General features: G+C 73.3%; 19 protein-coding genes. 10 read left to right on the top strand and 9 right to left on the bottom strand.

The features are described 5' to 3' along the window. Positions 1 to 32 precede the first annotated feature (32 nt). Together AOM06_RS11945 and AOM06_RS11940 are read left to right on the top strand one after the other, a co-directional pair. Complete coding sequence (locus tag AOM06_RS11945) at positions 33 to 881, top strand: HAD family hydrolase (RefSeq protein WP_174447473.1); 849 nt, start codon at positions 33 to 35, stop codon at positions 879 to 881. 24 nt (positions 882 to 905) lie between these two features. Continuing rightward, on the top strand, positions 906 to 1,367 hold the full coding sequence (locus AOM06_RS11940; protein WP_228372945.1) for a hypothetical protein: 462 nt from the start codon (positions 906 to 908) through the stop codon (positions 1,365 to 1,367). Here the strand turns inward: AOM06_RS11940 and AOM06_RS11935 are convergent. From AOM06_RS11935 to AOM06_RS11915, 5 genes are read right to left on the bottom strand one after another with little or no spacing between them, the layout of a single operon-like run. Next, entirely contained in the window at positions 1,357 to 2,559 is a 1,203-nt protein-coding gene (locus tag AOM06_RS11935; protein ID WP_062306390.1) for an MFS transporter, read from the bottom strand. The genes AOM06_RS11940 and AOM06_RS11935 overlap by 11 nt on opposite strands. 6 nt (positions 2,560 to 2,565) lie before the next feature. Then, positions 2,566 to 3,822 (bottom strand): aminotransferase class III-fold pyridoxal phosphate-dependent enzyme, encoded by a 1,257-nt coding sequence (locus AOM06_RS11930; protein ID WP_062306387.1) that lies wholly within the window; start codon positions 3,820 to 3,822, stop codon positions 2,566 to 2,568. A gap of 3 nt (positions 3,823 to 3,825) precedes the next feature. Next, a complete protein-coding gene (locus tag AOM06_RS11925) occupies positions 3,826 to 4,602 on the bottom strand; it encodes a hypothetical protein (protein ID WP_062306384.1) in 777 nt (258 codons plus the stop codon). Beyond that, positions 4,602 to 5,198, bottom strand: coding sequence for a TetR/AcrR family transcriptional regulator (locus AOM06_RS11920; protein WP_082105559.1), 597 nt, complete (start codon positions 5,196 to 5,198; stop codon positions 4,602 to 4,604). Before AOM06_RS11920 ends, AOM06_RS11925 begins: the two co-directional genes overlap by 1 nt. Before the next feature lie 5 nt (positions 5,199 to 5,203). Then, a complete protein-coding gene (locus tag AOM06_RS11915) occupies positions 5,204 to 5,992 on the bottom strand; it encodes an SDR family NAD(P)-dependent oxidoreductase (protein ID WP_062306378.1) in 789 nt (262 codons plus the stop codon). Between the two features lie 188 nt (positions 5,993 to 6,180). On the opposite strand from AOM06_RS11915, the gene AOM06_RS11910 reads away from it, so the two are divergent. Continuing rightward, entirely contained in the window at positions 6,181 to 6,609 is a 429-nt protein-coding gene (locus AOM06_RS11910; protein ID WP_062306375.1) for an OsmC family peroxiredoxin, read from the top strand. A 1-nt stretch (position 6,610) separates the two neighbouring features. Here the strand turns inward: AOM06_RS11910 and AOM06_RS11905 are convergent, their stop codons facing one another. Next, complete coding sequence (locus tag AOM06_RS11905) at positions 6,611 to 8,023, bottom strand: amidohydrolase (protein ID WP_062306372.1); 1,413 nt, start codon at positions 8,021 to 8,023, stop codon at positions 6,611 to 6,613. Between the two features lie 92 nt (positions 8,024 to 8,115). On the opposite strand from AOM06_RS11905, the gene AOM06_RS11900 reads away from it, so the two are divergent. Next, positions 8,116 to 8,877 carry an EI24 domain-containing protein gene (locus tag AOM06_RS11900; RefSeq protein WP_062306369.1) on the top strand — a complete coding sequence of 254 codons (762 nt, stop codon included), beginning with the start codon at positions 8,116 to 8,118 and terminating at the stop codon, positions 8,875 to 8,877. 9 nt (positions 8,878 to 8,886) lie between these two features. Here the strand turns inward: AOM06_RS11900 and AOM06_RS11895 are convergent, their stop codons facing one another. Then, entirely contained in the window at positions 8,887 to 9,780 is an 894-nt protein-coding gene (locus AOM06_RS11895; RefSeq protein WP_062306366.1) for a LysR family transcriptional regulator, read from the bottom strand. Positions 9,781 to 9,879: 99 nt separating this feature from the next. On the opposite strand from AOM06_RS11895, the gene AOM06_RS11890 reads away from it, so the two are divergent. After that, positions 9,880 to 13,251 carry a proline dehydrogenase family protein gene (locus AOM06_RS11890; RefSeq protein WP_062306362.1) on the top strand — a complete coding sequence of 1,124 codons (3,372 nt, stop codon included), beginning with the start codon at positions 9,880 to 9,882 and terminating at the stop codon, positions 13,249 to 13,251. Positions 13,252 to 13,267: 16 nt separating this feature from the next. Here the strand turns inward: AOM06_RS11890 and AOM06_RS11885 are convergent, their stop codons facing one another. Both AOM06_RS11885 and AOM06_RS11880 read right to left on the bottom strand, forming a co-directional pair. Next, the gene (locus AOM06_RS11885; RefSeq protein ID WP_062306357.1) at positions 13,268 to 14,365 is read right to left on the bottom strand and encodes an FAD-dependent oxidoreductase; all 1,098 of its coding nucleotides are present in this window, start codon (positions 14,363 to 14,365) and stop codon (positions 13,268 to 13,270) included. 48 nt (positions 14,366 to 14,413) lie between these two features. Further along, positions 14,414 to 14,959 carry a MarR family winged helix-turn-helix transcriptional regulator gene (locus AOM06_RS11880; protein ID WP_062306355.1) on the bottom strand — a complete coding sequence of 182 codons (546 nt, stop codon included), beginning with the start codon at positions 14,957 to 14,959 and terminating at the stop codon, positions 14,414 to 14,416. Positions 14,960 to 15,066: 107 nt separating this feature from the next. Here AOM06_RS11880 and AOM06_RS14815 point away from each other — a divergent pair, with 107 nt between their 5' ends. The 5 genes from AOM06_RS14815 to AOM06_RS11860 all read left to right on the top strand — a co-directional run bounded on the left by AOM06_RS14815 (position 15,067) and on the right by AOM06_RS11860 (position 17,740). Then, positions 15,067 to 15,216: a hypothetical protein gene (locus tag AOM06_RS14815; protein ID WP_156163692.1), complete on the top strand. Its 150-nt coding sequence runs from the start codon at positions 15,067 to 15,069 to the stop codon at positions 15,214 to 15,216. A 21-nt stretch (positions 15,217 to 15,237) separates the two neighbouring features. Continuing rightward, positions 15,238 to 15,855: a CDP-alcohol phosphatidyltransferase family protein gene (locus AOM06_RS11875; RefSeq protein WP_062306354.1), complete on the top strand. Its 618-nt coding sequence runs from the start codon at positions 15,238 to 15,240 to the stop codon at positions 15,853 to 15,855. A 58-nt stretch (positions 15,856 to 15,913) separates the two neighbouring features. Further along, on the top strand, positions 15,914 to 16,336 hold the full coding sequence (locus AOM06_RS11870; RefSeq protein WP_062306352.1) for an FHA domain-containing protein: 423 nt from the start codon (positions 15,914 to 15,916) through the stop codon (positions 16,334 to 16,336). Between the two features lie 3 nt (positions 16,337 to 16,339). Further along, positions 16,340 to 17,077 (top strand): transcriptional regulator FtsR, encoded by a 738-nt coding sequence (gene ftsR, locus AOM06_RS11865; RefSeq protein WP_062306351.1) that lies wholly within the window; start codon positions 16,340 to 16,342, stop codon positions 17,075 to 17,077. A 90-nt stretch (positions 17,078 to 17,167) separates the two neighbouring features. Next, the gene (locus AOM06_RS11860; RefSeq protein ID WP_062306347.1) at positions 17,168 to 17,740 is read left to right on the top strand and encodes a MerR family transcriptional regulator; all 573 of its coding nucleotides are present in this window, start codon (positions 17,168 to 17,170) and stop codon (positions 17,738 to 17,740) included. Positions 17,741 to 17,878 lie beyond the last annotated feature (138 nt).

Here is a 17,878-nt window from a genome sequence, read left to right as displayed (position 1 = left end):
TACGCTGGATGGGGCCGAGACCAGGAGGCACGATGACCCCCACCGACGCGTTCCATGTGCCTTCCGGGCGTCACGACATCCGCCTGGTGGTGTGCGACATGGACGGGACCCTGCTGGATGCGGCCAAGCGCATCCCCGACGCGCTGTGGCCCCTCGTCGCCGTGATGCGGGAGCGCGGCATCGTCTTCGCGCCGGCGTCCGGGCGGCAGCACGCGACCCTGGCGCAGCAGTTCGCGCGTCTGGGCGAGTCGCTCGTGGTCATCGCGGAGAACGGCTCGCTCGTGGTCGACGGGGGCGAGGTCGTGTCGTGCTCGCCCCTTCCTGCGGGGGCCATGAACCGCATCGTCGCGGCGGTGCGCGGTCACGCGATCGCGGGGTTCGACGTCGGCACGGTCGTGTGCGGGCTGCGGTCCGCGTATGTCGAGCGTGACGATGCCGCCTTCATGAGCAAGGTCGAGCCGTACTACGCGGCCCTCGAGGTGGTGGACGATCTCACGGCGGTGGAGGACGCCGTCCTCAAGGTCGCGGTCTACGACTTCGGCGATGCGGCGCACGACGCCTACCCGGCGCTCGCGCACCTCGCGGACGAGCTCCAGGTGGTCGTGTCGGACAGGCATTGGATCGACCTCATGGCGCCGGGCGTCGACAAGGGCGTCGCGGTGCGCGCTCTGCAAGGGTCGCTCGGCGTGACGCCGGCTCAGACCGTGGTGTTCGGCGACTACCTCAACGACCTCGAGATGATGGGCACCGCGGAGCTGTCGTTCGCGATGGCGAACGCGCATCCCGACGTGGCGGCGCGGGCACGGTACATCGCCCCGTCGAACGTCGATCACGGTGTGGTGGTGACGCTGAGGCGGCTGCTGGAGCATCCCGTCGGCTGATACCCCATGGGGTATCGTTCCCGCATGGACGTCCTCTCCTCGCTCGCCGCATGGCCCGCACGACGCTGGCTGGTCGCGCTGGGCACGGCCGTGGCCACCTACCTGCTGATCGCCCTGCCGACCGACCTGATCGACAACCCCGTGTTCGGACGGGAGATCCCGCCGACGCCCTGGTCGTACTGGGCGCTCGCGGCCACCGCGGTGCTCTCGGGCCTCGTGACGGCCACGTACGTCGCGACACCCGAGGAGGCCCGCGTCGAGCGTGAGGGCCGCATCGGCGCGGCAGGCGCGTTCGTGACCTTCTTCGCCGTCGGATGCCCCGTCTGCAACAAGCTCGTGCTCGTGGCGCTCGGGTACACGGGCGCCATCCAGTTCTTCGAGCCGATCCAGCCCTACCTCGCGGCAGGCGCGATCGCCCTGCTGGCCTGGGCCTTCCTCGCGCGCGTCCGTCGCGAGAGCTCCTGCGCGGTCCCCGCTACCCGCTGACTCCGTCTCCCGCGCGGACCCCGACCCGCTCCTCGTCGTGCGTGCGGAACAGCCGCACCGCGGCGAGCGCGGGCAGCAGCAGGACGGCCGCGAGCAGGAACGATGCCCCGTAGCCCGATCCGGTCGCCAGGAACCCGGGGAGCACGGCGCCGATGACCGCGCCGGGGTAGTTGAACAGGTTGACGCGAGCGATCACCTCGTCGGAGCGACGGTGGTCGAGGTCCCCGGCCGCCGAGAACGCGAGAGGCACGAGCGCCCCCACGCCGAGCCCCGCGAGCGCGAAGCCGATCAGCGCCGACCACACCGCCGGCACCACGCCGGCGATCACGAGGCCGGCCGCGGCGATCACCACGGTGGCGACCGCGAGGTGGCCGCGACCGAACCGGCGCACCACGCGGTCCGCGAGGAGCCGGGTCACCAGGGTGGCCCCCGCGTACGCCGCGTAGCCGAGCGGCACCACCGCGTCCGGGGCGTGGAGGCCGTCGTGGAGGTGCCCGGACGACCACGTGGCCACCGTCGAGTCCGCGGCGAAGGCCGCGAAGACCACGAAGCCGACCACCGCGACGCCACGCCGCGGCAGCGGCGAGCGGGCGGCCCCGGGCTCGACGTCGCGCTCGCGCGCGGGGTCGAGCAGCCGTGGAGAAGCGACCGCCACCGCCCCGGCCAGGAGGCCCGCGATCCCGAGCGCGAGAGACGCGCCGAGAGGGGTCAAGGCGCTGGCAGACATCGCGAGCGCCCCGATCATGGCGGCCGCGGTGTTGGCCGCGAAGAAGGACGCCATCACCGAGGTGCCCAGCCGGCGCTGGACCAGCGATCCCTGCATCGCGGCGGAGGCGTCGATGCACCCGAGCCCCGCGCCGTACAGGGCCATGGTGACCCAGAAGGCCGCGAACGGCACGTGCAGCGCGACGGTGAGCAGGCCGAGGCCCTGGAGGGTGAGGCCCAGCACCACGCCCGCACGGGACCCGAGCCTCACGGCCACGCGGTCCGCGATCACCGAGCCGAGAGCTGCTCCGATCACCACGGTCAGCGTGACGAGCGACACCGTGTCCTCGGAGAGCGCGTACCGCTCCTGGAACTGGGGCAGAGCCGTGACGATCGTCGCGTAGCTGAGGCCATGGGCGGCGTAGACCGCGCTGACGCCGAGGCGCTCGGTGCGTAGCGCGATGGGGGTGGGGACGAGGTCGGCCATGGTGCCCTATCCCGCCGCGACGATCCCGAAGGCCTCGTCGGCGATCTCGATGGTCCGGCGGATGTCCCCGCGCGTGAGCGCCGCGTTGAGGAAGTGGTTGTGGTGCGATGTGAACCAGACGCCCCGCCGCACGCACTCCGCCACCCAGCGTTGGTGGAGCATGAGCGAGTCGTCGTCCGCGAGCCGCAGGTAGAAGAGCGCGGGCTCGCCCGAGGCCACGAGGGTGAGCCCGTGCCCGGAGGCCGCCTCCACCAGCCCGCTGGTGAGCTCGGTGCCGAGCGAGCGGAACATGGCGGGGGCGTCGAGCTCCTTGAGCCGCGTGATGGTCGCGATCGACGCCGCGAACGGCACCGCGCTCATCCAGTACGAGCCGGTGTAGGTGAGCGACGCCACGGTCTCCCGCAGGCTCTCGCGGCCGGTCAGCGCGGCGAGGTTGTAGCCGTTGCCGATCGCCTTGCAGAAGCACAGCAGATCGGCCTCGATGCCGTAGTGGTGGTCCGAGCCGGCGAGGTCGAGCCTCCAGCCGGCCCGCACATCGTCCATGATGAGGACCACGCCGTGCTCGTCGCACAGGCGGCGCACGCCCTCCCAGTACCCCGGTGCCGGCAGCTCGTTGTCGACGAAGTTGCCGTGCATGTACGGGGTCGAGATGAATGCGGCGACCTCCCCCCGGTGCTCCCGGAGCAGCGCCTCGAGCGCCCCCAGGTCGTTCCACGGAACGGAGAGGTTGTGCGCGATGTCCTCCTCGAGCACGCCGGGGTAGTCGAGCTTCTGCGTCCACGGTGCGACGCCGTGGTAGTACCCCTTCACGAACACGACCTTCTTGCGCATCGTCGCCGCGCGTGCGGTCATCACCGCCAGCGTGGTGGTGTCCCCGCCGTTCTTCGCGAAGAAGGCCCAGTCGGCGCTCGCGACGGTGTCGACCAGCAGCTCCGCGAGGTCGACCATCACGGTCGAGGGGATGGTGACCACGTCCTCGAGGGCGGCCTGCCGCCGCGCCGCCTCGTCGACCACGGGATCGCCGTAGCCGAGCACGTTCGGGCCGTAGCCGCACATGTAGTCGAGGTACTCGTTGCCGTCGAGGTCCCAGAAGCGCGTGCCCTCGGCGCGCGAGCTGAACAGCGGGAACGCGTCGCGCGGGATGTAGCAGCCCTCGGTGGGGCCCTGGTGCCCGGGGATGCCCGCGGGGATGACGCGGCGCGCGCGGTCGAAGGCCTCGAGGCTCTTGGCGTAGGTGAACGGCGTGGTGGCGGTCGTGGTCATGGGTCAGTCTCCGAGGTAGCAGCCGACGCGGTCGAGGATCCGGCTCACGTTGTCGATCATGGGGATGAAGCCGCGCATCGCCATCGAGCCGTCGCCGATGCAGGACAGCGCGCTCGCGCGTCCGGCGAGCACGTCGCCCGCGACGTCCAGGTCGCGGAAGGCCAGGACCGCCCGGGCGGGGGACGATGCGGGGGTCGCGTCGAACGTCAGCGTGCTGGCGCGCGCGTGGAGACGCAGATCGATGTCCTCGCCCACCTCGACCCCGATCTGCCCGTCGGGGATGAGCGAGGCGGAGAGCCTGCCGGAGCGGTCCTCGTTGGCCACCTGCGCGACCGCGGCGATCGCGACATGCAGCGTGAGCAGCGCGCTGATGCCGCGGAAGGCGGGGTCCTCGAGGTCCGCCTCGGAGGGCTTGAGGTAGCGCCCCAGCAGGTCCGCGAGGGGAGCGAACACCTGGGTCAGGAAGCGCAGCCCTCCGAGGCCGGCCACCGGGAACGGCTGGGCGTCCCCGTCGACCATGGCGTTGAGGTGCGCGGGGGAGCGGAGCATGAGCGTCACCACGCGCTCGCCCCCGCGCTCGCCGGCCTCGACCCCGTCCTCGCAGAACCGCAGCGAGTGCGCCGGGACCCCCGGGACGCGCAGGCGGAGCACGGTCGGGCGGTCGACCCGGGCGAGCAGCGGCGCGGCCTCGGGCGCGCGCTCGGCGAGCACCGTGAGCGCGCCGAGCACGGCATGCATGTTGACCCGGGCAAGCACCGCGGGATCGGTCTCGGTGAGCATCAGTCCTCCTTGGTGGATTGGGCGGCCAGGGACGCGGCGAGGAAGCGCACGGTGGCGCGCGCCGCGGGCTCGTCGTGGTCGGCCAGCCACGTGGTGGTGATGCCGTCGAGCATCGCGACGGCGTGACGCGCGAGGGTGAGGGGCGGCGCGGCCCAGCGGTGCCCGGTCGCGGCCGCGGCCTCCTCGAGGAGGGCGGCCACGACCGCGTAGGACCGCTCGTAGCGACCCGGCGCCGGCGGGAGGTCGAGCCTGTCCCGCGAGGCATGGAGCATCAGCTCGAGATAGGCGAGCTCGCGCGCGGGCCGCGCGACCAGGAGCGAGACGTAGGCGTCCAGGCCGGCCGCGAGCGTCGCCTCGAGGCCGCCGTCGACGCCCGCGCTGATCGGGGCCTCGGCGGCGAGCCGCTCCTGGTCCGTGACCGCGTCGAGCGTCGCCGCGAGCAGGTGGTCGAGGGAGGGGAACGCGTAGTGCAGGGCGCCGAGCGGCATGCCCGCCTCCGCGACGACGGCGCGGGCGGACGCGCCTCCGAGGCCGTCCCGCTCGACCACGGCGAGGGCCGCGGCGACGAGAGCCTCGCGCCTGTCCTCCACGGGCATGCGGGTCACCGCGCACCGCCAGTCGCCTTGGCCGCGACCGCGAGCGAGACCCGCGCCGGCGCCACGCGCGCGGCATGCGACTGGATCGCGTTGCGCCAGCCGACGATCCTCGAGGGCCGCGGCGCGCCTCGGTCGAGCTCGCGCAGCGCGAGGTCGACCACCGCGGCGATCCCGACCATCTGGCCCACCTTGAACCGCTCGGAGCCTGCGGCGGCGAAGAACTCCGTCTCCGACGGGCCGGGCGCGATCGCGAGCACGCGCAGCCCGGAGCCGCGCGACTCGTGCCAGAGCGCCTCGGTCAGCGAGCGGACGTAGGCCTTGGATGCCGCGTAGAGGGCCATCGTGGGGATGGCCTGGTACGCGGCGGTGCTGGTCACCGTCACGAGCACGCCCGCGCGAGATCCCAGCAGCCGCGGCAGGAGGAGCCGCGCCAGCTCTGTCACGGCGATCACGTTGACCGCGAGGAGCTGGTGGATGCGGTCCGGGTCGGCATCGGCGAAGGGTCCTTCGATCCCGAGTCCCGCGTTCGCGACGAGCCCGTCGACGTGGAGGTCCTGCGCGACGAGCTCGTCGATCAGCGCCCCGGCGGCTCCCGGGAGCGAGAGGTCCGCGGCGACGGGCGTGGCGCGGACGTCGTGCGCGCTCTCGATCTCGGCCGCGAGGCTCTCGAGCCTGTCGAGGCGGCGCGCCACGAGCACCACGTCGGAGCCTGCCGCGGCGAACCTGCGGGCGAACTCGGCGCCGAAGCCCGAGCTCGCCCCGGTGACCACCACGCACGACGGGGGTATGCGCATGACCCCTCCTTGCTCATCGACGGACTTGGACGATCGTCCAACTGGTGCAGACGCTCCCACCGGGGAACGGGACGCGCAAGGGCATGCGGGAAGGTTTTACAGGGCCGTAACGTGGACCTTGGAGGTGGGACGTCCACCTGGGACCGGCGGCGATGCCCGCCGGCGAAGCATCGAGCGAAGGAGGAGCCATGGAGGTCTCGAGCAAGGCGAAGGCGGAGTGGTACAGCGGGCTCACGACGGGGCAGGGCAAGGCCCACCTCGAGTCGGGCAACGGCAGCTTCGACGTCAACTGGAAGGCGCGCTCGGAGGGCGAGGACGGCGTGACCACGCCCGAGGAGCTCCTGGCCGCGGCGCACGCCTCGTGCTACTCCATGGCGCTCTCGTTCGCGCTCGAGCAGAACGGCACCCCTCCGCACTGGGTGAAGGTCGACGCCGAGGTCAAGTTCGAGGCCGGGGTGGGCGTCAAGTCAAGCATGCTGACCGTGCACGCGAAGGTCGACGGCATCGACCAGCTCGAGTTCTCGCGGTTCGCCGAGGACGCGAAGGACGGCTGCCCCGTGTCGAAGGCGCTCGCGGGCGTGGACATCTCCCTGGAGAGCGCCACGCTCGTCGCGTGAGCTAGAGCGCCGCGTGCGTGACCCGGCCGCCCATGAGCGTCAGGGCGGCCGGGAGCGCGCGCAGCGCCGCCGGGCCACCCCCACGCGGGTCGGCGTCGAGCACCGCGAGGTCGGCGGGCTCGCCGGGCGCCACGCGCGACCGGGTGCTCGCGGCGATCGCCTCGTCGAGCGTGATCGCCTGCTCGGGGTGCCAGCCGGGACGGGCGTCCCGCGTCCGATGCACGGCGGCCGCGATCGCGATCCACGGGTCGAGAGGGGCGACAGGCGCGTCCGACCCGAGCGCGAGCCGTGCACCGGCATCGATGAGGTCGCGCAGCGGGAACGCGCGGTGCGTGCGCCCCTCCCAGAGCACGTCCGCCACATCGCGGTCGTCGAGCGCGTGCTCGGGCTGGACGCTGGCGACCACCCCGAGCCGGGCGAACCGGTCCGCGTCGCCCGGGCCGAGGAGCTGCGCGTGCTCGATGCTGCCGCGCGCGCCGGACTCCTCGAACGCCCCGAGCGCGATGTCGTTGGCGCGGTCGCCGATCGCGTGGATCGCGCACGCGATGCCGGCTCCCGCCGCCCTGCGCATGAGCTCCGCCAGCTCCGCCGCCGGCACGTTCTGGACGCCGTGCCCGCCGCCGGGGTACGGATCGACGCAGTGGGCGGTGCGGGTGTTGAGCGAGCCGTCGGTGATGATCTTGAGCGGCCCGTGGCGCAGCAGCCCGCGGGTGCCGTCGACGGTCGTCCCGCTCACCGCCCGCGCCTCGACGCGCGCGTCGAGCAGCGGCGCATAGAAGCCCGCATCCACGCGCAGCCCGTCGATGCCGCGCGCGATGCGCGCCCCCCACGTCGCGAGCGCATCGTCCATCTCGAGGTCGACGATGCCGACGACGCCCCGGGCGGCCGCGGCCTGCACGGCGGCAGCCACCTCCGCGTCGGGCAGGGGGAGCGCGCCGAGGGCGACCTGCACCGCGAACGCCTCGTCCTCACGGAGCAGCCCGGGTGCGCATCCCAGCGCGCGTGCCGCCGCCGTGTTGACCCACGAGGTGTGCAGGTCCCCGCTCAGCAGGACCGTGGGTGCCGGGCGCGCCCGGTCGAGCGCCTCGGCGGTCGGCTCGGCGCCCCACGTCGCCCACCGGAACCCGAAGCCGACCAGCATCCCCGCGGGCTCCGCCGCCCGTACGAGCACGGCGACCTCGTCGACCGATCCAGCACCGGAGACGTCCAGGCGTCCACGGGTGCGGACCCACTGGGAGAAGTGCACGTGGGCGTCCCAGAGCCCGGGCACCACCGTGCGGCCGCCGAGCTCGATCTCCTGAGCGCCGGCGCCGTCGACCGCACCCACGCTCGTGATGCGGCCGTGGTCGATCGCGATGTCCACGGGCGCGTCGACGCCGCGCACGCGCACGTGGCGCAGGATCAGATCGTGCATCAAGGCTCCTCGCTGGACGTCGCGGGACGTGCGACGCGCGTCACTGTAGCCCCAGGCGTGCTGCGTCGTTAGCATCGGCGCTTGTGACCGCGATGCCCACCAGCCCTCATGCCGCCCAGGAGGTGGCCGCGGGGGTCCGCACCGCCATCGACGGGCTGAGGGGCTGGGCGCGCGAGCCGCGGCTGCTCGCGCTCGGCGTCCTCCCCGGTGCCATCGTCGCCGCGGGGCTCGGCCTCGCGCTCGGCGTGCTCGTGCTCAACCTGCGCGCCGTCGGCGCGGGGCTCGCCGATGCCCTGGGCTACCAGGACGGCTGGTGGCACGGCCTGGTCGCGGCGACGGCCGCGGTCGCGGTGCTGGGAGCCTCGGCGCTCGTGTCCGTCGCTCTCTTCGCGACGCTCACGCTCGCGATCGGCCAGCCCTTCTTCGAGGCGATCTCACGACGTGTCGACGCCGCTCTCGGATACGAGGGCGCGGACGTCGAGGAGCCCTGGACGGCCTCGCTCCTGCGAGGCCTGCGCGAGGGCGCGGTCACGGTGGGGATCTCGCTCGCGCTGTCCGTGGCGCTCCTCGTGGTGGGCCTGGTGCCGCTCGTGGGCTCCGTCGCGGCCTTCGCGTGCGGCGCTCTTGCCGGTGGACGCCTGCTGGCCATCGAGCTCACGGCCTACCCGATGGCGCGGCGGGGGATCGTCGCCAGGCGGGACCGCATCACGGCGCTGCGCGCGCACGGTCTCCGGGTCGTCGCCTTCGGCGCGACGGTCTTCCTGGTCTTCCTGCTGCCCCTGGGCGCGCTCCTGGCGATGCCCACCGCCATCGTCGGCGCGACGTTGCTGGTCCGCGACTGCCTCGACCGGTAGCGGGTGCGTTCAGGCGGTCGCGAGCCCACCCTCGGCCTCGAGCGCCAGCCGGACGGCCTCGACCGCGGGATCGAGCCGCGAGGTCGCGCGCATCGCGGCGAACACGGTGCGTCGGGGACCGCCCGCGAGCGGGATCACGCGTGCGTCGATGCGGGCGTACGCCACCATGAGCCCGGGCAGGATCGCGACGGCGAGGCCCTTCTGGACCAGCTGCACGTGCGCCTGGAGGTCGGACGAGGCGAAGCGCACGTCGGGCTCGAAGCCCGCGAGTCGGCAGGTCTGCTCCGCGAAGTGGCGGGTCGCGGTGCCGGGCGGCTCCATCACCCAGGGAGCGGTCGCGAGCTCGTCCACGCTCGTCGCACCGGCCCACTCGCCGCCGACCGCGAGCAGGAGCTCGTCCCTCACGAGCGGCCGGCGGACCACGCCGGGGTAGTGGGGCGCGGAGTGCTGCGGGTACTCCTCCGCCACCACCAGGTCGTACTCCCGTGCCCACGTGTCGGCGAACGCCTCCTCGGGCTCGGTCTGGGTGACCTTGACGCGGATGCCGGGATGGGTCTCGCGCAACCGCAGCAACGCGCCGGTCACGAGTGTGAGCGCCGCGGACTGGAACACCGCGAGGCGCACCGTCCCGGCGACGCCCTCCGTCTCCGCGTGGAGCTCCGCCTCGGCGATCTCCATCGTGTCGAGCAGCTCGTGGGTGCGCGCGACCAGTCGCTCGCCTGCGGGGGTCAGCACGAGCCGCCGGCCCGCGCGGATCGTGAGGCGGACCCCGGCCTCCCGTTCGAGCGCAGCCACCTGCTGGGAGACGGCCGAGGCCGTGTAGCCCAACGCGTCGGCGGCGGCCGCGATGGTGCCGCGGAGGGCGAGCTCGCGCAGCGCGACAAGCCGGGTGAGATCGAGCATGCCCCCAAGCATAAGTAGCGCTTACGTATCTTCGTAAGTTGAGCGCGCTGGTGGTGATGCTTGCGGAAGCCCACAATGATCCGCGAATAAAGGAGCGTCATGACCATGTCCCCGGTCGCGCCTCAGCGCACCCACACGTCCGACGACACCGTCGCCCAGGTCCGCACGTGGCTCGAGGCGGCGCGCAGCAACCGGATCGACGGCTCCGCGCGCCTGCTGGCGCGCATGCTGCGGGACCCGGAGGGCCTCGCGTTCCTCACCGACTTCGTCGACGGCATCGTCCGTCCCGAGGACACCGCGGTCGCGGCCGCCAGCCTGCGCCGGATGGCCGCGCGCGACCACGGGTTCCTCCCGTCGTACCAGCGCGCCGCGCTCGTGCTCGGCGCGGCGGCCTCGCGCGTGCTGCCGGGGCTCGTGGTCGCGACGTGCCGCCGCGTCGTGCGGGCGATGGTCGGGCACCTCGTGGTCGACGCGTCGGAGGCCCGACTGGGCCGTGCGCTCGCCCGCCTGCGCTCGCGCGGCAGCCGCCTCAACCTCAACCTGCTCGGCGAGGCCGTGCTCGGCTCGGCCGAGGCCGACCGCCGGCTCGAGCGCACCCTCGCGCTGCTCGAGCGCGACGACGTCGACTACGTCTCGCTCAAGGTCTCGGCGGCCGTCGCGCCGCATTCGCCATGGGCGTTCGAGGACACGGTCGGGTCGGTGGTCGAGCGGCTGGCCCCGCTGTACGAGCTCGCGGCGCGCAAGGACGGCGCGTTCGTCAACCTCGACATGGAGGAGTACCGGGACCTCGACCTCACGGTCGCGGTCTTCACGCGGCTGCTCGAGCGCCCCGGCCTGGAGCACCTCAGCGCCGGCATCGTCCTCCAGGCCTACCTGCCGGACTCGCTCGGCGCGATGCACCGCCTGCAGGGATGGGCGGCCGCGCGGGTCGCGGCCGGCGGCGCCCCCATCAAGGTGCGCCTGGTCAAGGGAGCCAACCTGTCCATGGAGCGCGTGGACGCCGAGACCCACGGCTGGCCGCTCGCGACATGGGGCACCAAGGAGGAGTCGGACGCCCACTACAAGCGCATCCTCGACCACGCGCTGACCCCCGAGCGCATCGCGAACGTCCGCCTGGGCGTCGCGGGCCACAACCTGTTCGACATCGCCCACACGCTGCTCACCGCGCGCGACCGCGGGATCGAGGACGGCCTCGACTTCGAGATGCTCCTGGGCATGGGCGAGCACGTCGCGCGAGCGGTCGCCAAGGACACCGGCTCGCTGCGCCTCTACACCCCGGTGGTCCACCCGACGGAGTTCGACGTCGCGCTGGCCTACCTGGTCCGCCGACTCGAGGAGGTCGCGAGCCCCGCGAACTTCATGTCTGCGCTGTACGACCTCGACGACGCCGAGACCTTCGCCCGCGAGGAGAGTCGCTTCCGTGCGTCGCTCGAGCGCGCGGCCGAGCCCGCCGTGGCCTCGTACCGCCAGGCAGGCGCCACGCAGACCGCGGCGCCCGGCTTCGGGAACGCCCCCGACACCGATCCGTCGTTGCCCGCGAGCCGGGACTGGGCGGCCGCCGTCCGCACCGCCGCGGCCGCGACGGACGCGGGGGAGGCCACGCTCGCGGCCGCCCGCGTCGAGGACGCGGCCGCCGTCGCGGCCGAGGTCTCCGCGGCGAAGGCCGGCGCCGCCGGTTGGCAGGCGCTCACCCCCGAGGACCGCGCGGCCCTCCTTCACGCTGCGGGCCGCGCGCTCGAGGCGCGCCGGGCAGACCTTGTCGCGGTGATGATGGCGGAGGCGGGCAAGACCATCGACCAGGCCGACCCGGAGGTGTCCGAGGCGGTCGACTTCGCGCACTACTACGCGGAGCGGTCGCTCGAGCTCCACGCCCTCCGAGGAGCGCGGCCCAGGCCCCGCGACGTCACCGTGGTGACGCCGCCATGGAACTTCCCCGTCGCCATCCCCGCGGGCTCGACGCTCGCGGCCCTGGCCGCCGCATCGTCCGTGGTGCTCAAGCCGGCCGAGCAGTCCGCGCGCTGCGGCGCCCTGCTGGCGGAGATCCTGTGGGACGCGGGGATCCCGCGCGACGCGCTGCGGTTGGTGGACATCGACGAGACGGGGATCGAGGCAGGGCTGGGCGATGCGCTGCTGGTCGACCCGCGGGTCGACCAGGTGATCCTCACGGGCGCGTACGAGACCGCGGAGCTGTTCCATCGCATCCGGCCGGGCCTGCGGCTGTTCGCCGAGACCTCCGGCAAGAACGCGATCGTCGTCACGCCGAGCGCAGACCTGGACCTCGCCGTGCGCGACGTGGTCCAGTCCGCCTTCGGGCACGCGGGTCAGAAGTGCTCGGCCGCGTCGCTCGTGATCCTGGTCGGCTCCGTCGCCAGGTCCCGCCGGTTCCTCGCGCAGCTCGAGGACGCGGTGCGCTCCCTCACCGTGGGCCGCGCCGACGACCCCCGGACCCAGATGGGCCCGCTCATCACGCCCGCCGCCGGCAAGCTCGAGCGTGCTCTCACGTCGCTCGAGCCGGGGGAGCGGTGGCTCGTCGAGCCCCGCGCGCTCGACGATGACGGCAAGGCCTGGTCGCCCGGGGTCCGCACCGGGGTGAGGCCCGGTTCCTGGTTCCACGCCACCGAGTGCTTCGGGCCGGTGCTGGGCATCATGACCGCGGAGACGCTCGACGACGCGATCGCGCTGCAGAACGCGGTGGACTACGGCCTCACGGCGGGGCTGCACAGCCTCGAGGAGTCCGAGATCCACCACTGGCTCGCTCGGGTCGAGGCGGGCAACCTCTACGTCAACCGCGGCATCACCGGTGCGATCGTGCAGCGACAGCCCTTCGGCGGGTGGAAGCGCTCGGTGGTCGGACCGACGGCGAAGGCCGGCGGCCCGTCCTACCTCATGGCGCTCACCGGCTGGGAGCGCGCCGAGGTCGCGGACTCCGGACGCGCCGACCTTCCGACCCTTCCGGGGGCGCCCGCATGGGTGCGCGCCGCAGCCGCCGCCGACGCAGAGGCGTGGGGCGCGGTGTACGGCACCGCGATCGACCGCACCGGGCTCGCGTCGGAGCACAACGTCCTGAGGTACGCCCCCGCCGCGACCGAGATCCGCTGGGACGGGGTCGACGAGGAGGCCCTGCTGCGCGTGTGCGTCGCGCGTCACCGCGCGGGCGGCACGGGCGGGGTCTCGGCCGACGGTCCCGCGCCCTCCGGCGTCCGCGCCGCGGTGGAGGCGCTCGGGCTGCGATGGACCGTCGAGGACGAGGAGACGATGGCTGCCCGCCTCGCGGGCGGCGGCATGCGGGTGCGTGCCGTGGGTCACGCGCCCGCGCAGCGTCCCGACCTCGCGGTCTACGACGCGCCGGTCACCGGGGCCCCCGAGCTCGAGCTGCTGCCGTTCGTGCGCGAGCAGGCCGTGGCGGTGACGGCGCACCGGTTCGGCACGCCGTGGCCCGTGGCCGACGCGGTGGTGGCCGGGCTCTCCTGAGCCCGGCGGCCGCGCGTCACCGCCCGAGGAGGTCCGAGATCGCCTTGGCCGTGACGCGCGCCGCCCGGTTGGAGGACAGCGTGCTCGCCTGAGGGCCGTATCCCGCGAGGAAGAGGCCCGGCTCCGCGGGCACGCGCCCGTCCTCGACCACGATGCCGCCCGCCTCGTTCACCACGCCCAGGGGCCGCAGGTGAGCGATCTCGGGACGGAAGCCCGTCGCCCAGATCACCGCGTCGAGGGCGATCGCGGGACCGTCGCGCGTCACCACCCCGTCGGCGGTCATCTGCGCGAACATCGGCAGGCGTGACAGCCTGCCCGCGGCCTCGAGGCGTCGCACGAGCGCCGACCTCGGCAGGCCGGTCACCGAGACGATCGACGGCAGCGGCCTCCCGGCGCGTGCCGCATCGTCCTGGATCGCGACGGCGACGCGCCCTCGCTCGGGGGAGAGCTCGACCTCCTCGTCGTGGAACGTCGGCGGTCGCCGCGTGAACCACAGCACCTCGTCGGCGACGTCGCCGACCTCGTCGAGGAAGGTGAGCGCGGACGTCCCTCCGCCGACCACCGCGACGCGCAGGCCGGCGAGCTCGTCGGCCGACGTGAACTCCGCGGTGGTGAGCTGGCGGCCCTGGAAGGACTCTCGGCCGGGCACGAACGGCACCCGCGGGCTGGTCCAGGTCCCCGTCGCGGACACCACCACGCGCGCACGCACGCGGTCCAGCACCGAGCCCGGGGCCGCGCTCACGGTGTAGCCGTCACCGTCGCGGGTCACGCTCGTGACCGTGACGGGGCGCACCACGTCGATGCCGTGACGCTCCTCGTACGTGCTGTAGTAGCTCGGCACCAGGGCGCGCGCGGGCACGTCGCCGGGGGCGGAGGCGAACGACAGCCCGGTCTCGGCCATCCCCGGAAGGTCGTGGAGGTGGTGGGTCCCTCCCAGCGTCAGCGACTCCCAGCGATGCTGCCACGCGCCCCCCGGGCCCGGGCCGCGGTCCAGCACCAGCACGTCGGTGCCGAGCGCGAGGCCGCGCCGGCCCAGGTGGTACGCGACGGCCAGACCAGCCTGGCCGGCCCCGATGATGACGACGTCGGCGGTGCGGTCGGAGGGGTCGGGCATGGGCTCCACCCTAGGGTCTGGCGGCTCGCGTGCCGGACGGCGCGCTGCTCAGGACGATGCGGCCGGGGGAGATCCGGCGGTGCCGTCGACGGCGCGGAGGCCGAGGTCGACGCCGAGCCTGTCGATCTCCGCCTGGCACGCGGTCACGGGCGAGGCGTCCAGGATCCGGAGCGCGGCGCGCCCGACGACCTCGGCCTCGTCGGCGGGCAGCAGCTCCACGAGGCCGGACTGGACGTGGGAGGAGAAGACGGGGAGCGCACGCATGAGCGCCACGCGGCCCTCCGAGTCGATCTCGACCCAGGTGCCGCGCAGGTCCTCCGCGCATGTGACGCGCTTCACGAGCCCGCGGGCCTCCATGCGAGCGACGTGGTGAGAGATGCGCGACTTCTCCCAGCCGAGCATCTCTCCGAGCGAGCCGGCGCGGAGCCGACCCTCGGATGCGGCGTCGAGCGCCATGAGGATGTCGAGATCGGGCACCGAGATGCCGACCGAGGCCTGCAGCCGCTGCTCGAGGCCCGCGACCAGCCGTCGGCCCATGAGGGTGACGGCGCGCCACAGCGCGGCGTCTCGAGGCTCGAGCTCAGGGGCGTGCATGCCCTCATCGTAGAGCGCACGGCGCCGCGTCAACCAGGCCCTCGGTCGTGCGTCGCGACGGCGGCGCGCCTAGGCTGGAGACGTCCCTCGGATCCAGGAGGTGCATCGTGAGCGACGACAAGATCACGGACACGCGTCACTACAAGTTCGAGCAGATCAAGGCCAAGGAGATCGCGCGTGGCGCGAGCGAGGACGAGGCCACCAGGATCGCCGCCGCGACGGTGGACAAGGTGATGGAGCAGGACTCGCCTTCCTGACGTCCCTCTAGACTGTCGCGCGTGGAAGCGATCGAGCACCCTCACACCGGGCCCATCCATCCCGTGCCGGTGACCGCGGTGTGGACGATCCCCAACGCGATCAGCGCGGGACGGCTCGTGCTCATCGTGGTCTTCGGCACGCTGCTGGCGACGGAGAGGGACGCGTGGGCGATCGCCGCGCTCGGCGCCGCGGGCGTCACCGACTTCCTCGACGGCTTCCTCGCACGACGGTGGGGACAGGTGACGCGTCTCGGCCGCCTCCTCGATCCCGCCGCCGACAGGCTGCTGACGGTGGCGGTGGTGCTGGGTCTCGCGTTCCGGGACATCATCCCGTGGTGGCTGGTCGCGGTGCTCCTCGTTCGCGATGTGATGGTCGGGACGTGGCTGCTCATCGGTCACCATCACCATGTCGAGTCGCCGCAGGTGACCTTCATCGGGAAGACCGCGACGGCGATGCTGTACGTGTTCCTCCCGCTCGCCTACCTGCAGGTGGTGAGCTTCCCGGACACGCCCGCGGTCGGCGTCGTCGCGCTCGTGGGCGCCTCGGTCGCGGCGGTCCTCTACTGGTACGCGGGGATCGGCTATGTGCGCGATCTGCGTGGCAGGACGGTCCTGGCACGACGTGCGCGGCGTCGTTAGGCGTGTGGCCGCGACGGGCCTAGGATGAGGGGCGACCGTCCGAGCCGAAGGAGGCGTCATGACGTATGACGAGAGCCCCGCAGAGCGCACGATGTCGCTCGACTCGGCGGCAGCCATCGAGGATGGCGCGCCCGCCGCGCCCAGCCAGCAGGACAACGTCGCCATCGAGGCCCTGGGTCCCGACCACGCGCTGCTGATCGTCCATCACGGTCCCAACCTCGGCGCCAGGTTCCTCCTCGACGTCGACGTCACCACCGTCGGCCGCTCGGTCAGCTCCGACATCTTCCTCGACGACGTCACCGTGAGCCGCGAGCACGCGCAGTTCATCCGCGACGGGCACGACTTCTACGTCCGCGACCACGGCTCGCTCAACGGCACCTACGTGAACCGTGAGAACGTGTCGGAGCGCAAGCTCGAGGCCGGCGACGAGGTGCAGATCGGCAAGTACCGCCTGACGTTCCACCCGGGCTCGCGGGCCTGACGGATGGCACAGGCCGCACGCCACCCGTCCGCCGTCGCCGCCGATCCCGAGCCGCGGGAGGAAGCCGCAGCGCTCGTCGGTCGATGGCCGCACGCGCTGTCGCATGAGCCGATGCTGCGCGTGAGCGATGTGCTCGGACTGGTGCAGCCCCAGTTCCCGACGCTCACCACGTCCAAGCTGAGGTTCCTCGACTCCCATGGGCTCGTGTGCCCGGAGCGCACCCCGTCGGGCTATCGCCAGTACTCGCCGGCGGACGTCGAGCGCCTCCGCTTCGTCCTGCGGCAGCAGAGGGACCACTACCGTCCCCTCACGGCGATCCGCGAGCAGCTCGACGCCCTCGACACGGGCCGTCTTCACGAGCCGGTGACGCTCACGGAGATCGGCGAGGCGCCCGACGACTACCTCACCTCCGCGCAGGTCGCCGAGCGTGGCGGCATCCGGGCGGAGCTGCTCGACGAGCTCGAGGCCGCCGGCATCGTGGCCGCGTCGACGCCCGGCGGCTACGAGCCGGCGGTCCTGCCCGTCGTGGTGGCCGCCTCCGCCTATGTCCAGGCGGGCGGGGATGTCCGCTCCTTGCGGACGCTCGTGCTCGCCGCGCGCCGCGAGGCGGACCGCGCGGAGGCGCACGCCGCGCCCCTGCGGAGGCGTGCCGGGGGAGAGGCGGAGGCGGCGGCGCATGAGCTCGGCGAGGCCTCGATCGCCGCGTTCTCCGCCGTGGTCCGCCACCAGGTGGGAGGATAGGGGAAACGTCGCGCGACACGGCCTCGCGGTCGTTGACCCGGCACCCTCTCAGCCCTAACGTTTGAGTGAAGGTTGAACCTAGGAGGATTGATGACCGACGAGCCCGGCCAGCGGATGCCTCCCCGGTTCGACCAGGGCGTTCTCTTCGACGATGGGCTCCCGCCGCTCGACCAGAACGCCGGGTACCGCGGTCCCACCGCCTGCAAGGCCGCCGGCATCACCTACCGCCAGCTGGACTACTGGGCCCGCACCGGGCTGGTCGAGCCGACCGTGCGCTCCGCGACGGGCTCCGGCACCCAGCGCCTCTACGGCTTCCGCGACATCCTGGTCCTGCGCGTGGTCAAGCGACTGCTCGACTCGGGCGTCTCCCTGCAGCAGATCCGCACGGCTGTCGAGCACCTGCGCGAGCGGGGGGTCGAGGACCTGTCCCACATCACGCTGATGTCGGACGGCGCCTCCGTGTACGAGTGCACCTCGGACGACGAGGTCATCGACCTGGTCCAGGGCGGCCAGGGCGTGTTCGGCATCGCGCTCGGCAAGGTGTGGCGCGAGCTCGAGGGCTCGCTCTCCGCGCTGCCCGCCGACCGCGCGGACGATGCGTCGCGCACCCCGGATGTGGACGAGCTCGCCGAGCGCCGCGCGCGGCGCAGCCAGGCCGGCTGACCCGACGCCCCGCATCGTCCCCCGTCCTGCTGACGGGCGCCTCGGCATGCCGTGGCACGGCGCCGTCTCACCTGCTGGACGGCGGCTGACTGGCACCGTGAAACCTGGCAGGATGTCCCCAACGACGAAGGGAAGCAG

Origin of the sequence: Demequina subtropica, from assembly GCF_000971235.1 — a bacterium.
GTDB lineage: Bacteria > Actinomycetota > Actinomycetes > Actinomycetales > Demequinaceae > Demequina > Demequina subtropica.
This window is presented reverse-complemented; position numbering and strand designations above follow the sequence as displayed.